The organism is Bizionia saleffrena (genome assembly GCF_008086175.1).
In the GTDB taxonomy this organism is placed as follows: Bacteria; Bacteroidota; Bacteroidia; order Flavobacteriales; family Flavobacteriaceae; genus Bizionia; species Bizionia saleffrena.
Window position 1 is genome coordinate 1 of sequence record NZ_VSKM01000032.1, and the last position, 2,889, is coordinate 2,889.

3 protein-coding genes are annotated in these 2,889 nt (G+C 34.8%); all 3 read right to left on the reverse strand.

Annotated elements, in window-relative coordinates:
- Nucleotides 1-149 precede the first annotated feature (149 nt).
- The 3 genes from ES676_RS15005 to ES676_RS15145 all read right to left on the reverse strand — a co-directional run bounded on the left by ES676_RS15005 (nucleotide 150) and on the right by ES676_RS15145 (nucleotide 2,455).
- Nucleotides 150-1,046 carry a DUF3761 domain-containing protein gene (locus tag ES676_RS15005; RefSeq protein ID WP_215731660.1) on the reverse strand — a complete coding sequence of 299 codons (897 nt, stop codon included), beginning with the start codon at nucleotides 1,044-1,046 and terminating at the stop codon, nucleotides 150-152.
- Nucleotides 1,047-1,191: 145 nt separating this feature from the next.
- Entirely contained in the window at nucleotides 1,192-1,824 is a 633-nt protein-coding gene (locus ES676_RS15140; RefSeq protein ID WP_246130374.1) for a reverse transcriptase domain-containing protein, read from the reverse strand.
- Nucleotides 1,814-2,455: a reverse transcriptase domain-containing protein gene (locus ES676_RS15145; RefSeq protein WP_246130376.1), complete on the reverse strand. Its 642-nt coding sequence runs from the start codon at nucleotides 2,453-2,455 to the stop codon at nucleotides 1,814-1,816. Before ES676_RS15145 ends, ES676_RS15140 begins: the two co-directional genes overlap by 11 nt.
- Nucleotides 2,456-2,889 lie beyond the last annotated feature (434 nt).

Below are 2,889 nucleotides of genomic sequence, written 5' to 3' on the forward strand. Positions count from 1 at the left end.
CTGTAATAAGCTACTAAAACAAGCTTTTGCAATAGCAAAATCTGGATTAATATATGATGATTCTTATAGAAGTACTTTAGTGAAAAGTTAATGGGTTTTTACTTGTTTTTTACCACAGTACTTTGTTGGCAGTAGTATTTTGTTTTTTACTATCGCAGCCATTTTCTAACTCCACCGTGTCCAGAGCAAGTTCCACGTCTATTTCTACTAAAACTATATGTACCATCATTACATAATGCTGTTGCTCCACTTGGTTGACTATTATAATTAGTAGGTGACTGAACTTTGTAACCATTAGTATTTGTATAATAGTTTACTCTTGAATTATTTCTGGTGCTGTTTAATTTACTTTGAGAAGTAGTATTAGAATAGTTGGAAGTAGGATATGTTGTATTATTAGAACTATTATTAAACTGCGTTACTGAATTTCTAAATTGTTGTTCTCTAATCAGTCTTATTTTTCTTTCTTTACGAGCCTGTTCTATTTCTGTTTTTTCAATTGTTTCTTTTACAGCGGAATTAAGGCGATTTGAAATATCTGAATAGTTATTTAAAACAGAATCGATTTTAAGAGTTTGCTTGACATTAAATGCTATTTCCTCTGCATAAAAATATTTTGATTTTAATTCGCTTTCGTTTTGATCGATGTACTCCTTTAATTCTTTTAAATAGTATTTGTATTGTTTTAAATCAGAACTAAGATTTCGTATATTTTGTTCATATCCAGTAAGCTCTTCAATTCCAGATTTGTACTGGTTTAAAGTTGAAGAGCTTGAAGATAAATTTTCATAAAGTTTTTTTAGTTTAATTCTTATTTTGTCAGTTTCATCATAGCTTGTTGATATTCTATCTGAAATCCGCTCAAGATGATAAATATCATTGTCAAATGCAGATGAGCTGAACGCATTGATTTCGTTATCTAAATATTTTTCATAATAAGTATAATATCTGTTTTCGCCAGCAACATATTCACTTCTTTCAACAAGAAAAAATTGGAAACAAAAAACTCCAATTAATATTAGAAATATGATATACCTTTTTTTCATTTATTTCTACTCTTACTTTTTTTACGTGATGCTCAATATTACTGCCAACGGTCTTGTGATCGAGTAGGCAAAGGGAATTTCACCCTAAGCCTCTCACAGAACCGTGCTTGAAAGTCTCCCCTCACACGGCTCTTGTTGTACAAATCTAAGCAATACTGTTTATTTGGGAAAAGTTCCAATGGTAAAACAAAGTAGGATATTGATTCCTTACTGTTGCTAACCATTTGTACCCTTTTCTGATACTGGTTTTATATCGCTTATACCTTTTCCTTGCCCACCAAACCAGTCGTTTACTCAATAATCGAAAGACTTTTGTAAGTTCATACATCTTAAATTTCCCATAGTAATGCACCCAACCCCTAATCATTGGATTAAGATATTGAGCCACTCCTACAATGCTTTTAAAACTTAGCTTGTTTACATTTAATTCTTCGAGCTTGTCAGCGATTCGTTTTCTTGAACTAATACTTATAGCATAATCATATCCTAAAAACAGCTTTCCCTTTTTCTTAGAGTAGGCAGTTCTTGGCTGAAAAGAATATCCCAAGAAATCAAATTTGACTGTTGGGTAGTTTTCTTTTCTTCTGTAGTCTCTGCAATAGACAGTTTTTGTCTTTTGTGGATGTAATTCTAATCCTACCGAAGCCATTCTTTGACGCACTAGATTTAGTATTTGTTCTGCGTGAGTTTTTGTATTACAGTGTAGTATCACATCATCGGCATATCGAGTGAAGGCTACATTTTTATCTGTCTGTTCTAACCATTTATCAAAAAGCATAATGCAGGAAAAGATTTGCCAATAATGGGCTGATTACTCCGCCTTGTGGCGTTCCTTTTCCTTGCTTTTGGATTAGCTCTCCAGATGCTGTAATAACGGATGCTTCCAACCATCGTTTGATGTAGAGTTTCACCCAATTTTCGGGGACGTGTTTCTCTACTGCAAGCATCAGTTTGTTGTGGTCGATGTTGTCAAAAAATCCTTTGATGTCTAAGTCAATTACCCAGTTTTGTTTCCAACAGTTTTCTCTAACTTTTGATAATGCCTGATGGGCACTTCTCTTTGGTCGATAACCGTAAGAATTGGGACTGAATACTGCCTCTAATCTTGGTTCTACAAACATTTTTACAACCATTTGCCCCACCCTGTCGCTTATTGTAGGTATGCCTAATTTACGGATTGAACCGTCTTTCTTAGGTATTGCTACTTCTTTAACTGGTGGTGGAAAATAACTCCCTGATGCCATCCGATTCCAAAGTTTATACAGGTATTTACTGCGGTTCGCATCAAATTCTTGCATACTTATCGCATCTACTCCTGCACTCCCTTTGTTGGAACGCACTTTTTGATAAGCCTCCAAAACCATTTGGCGACTTATCGGTATCGATTTTGTTTCATTCCATAAATTCATCCTTACTTTTGTAAGTTGGTAAATAAAATTAAACGGTACAACTTAACCCCTTCGTTCCATTTCCATTACAGAAATTTCATCGCTACTACGGGTTAATCTGCCACTACATACTCTATCGGTATTTTGCCTCTAGGTTGTGCCTATTGCGCATTTCCCTTAACATTTGTATGCAGCTTCCCAAGTTCCGTAAATAAGCCTGAATAAAGTTCTTGCCATCTGAATGACGCCAGCCTTACAGAAAATAAATAGGTTATCTCTGCAATTAATAGTATTCGCTACTATTACTTTTAACTCCGTATCATACTTCGTAGCTTTCGACTGGAGGTAGCAACTTCTCGACACCTCTTCAATGGTTCACTTTCGTTCAACTCCTTTATTCGTACCTGCTAATCTCAAGGACTAGATTCTCCTAAACGCTCAATACCACAACTATT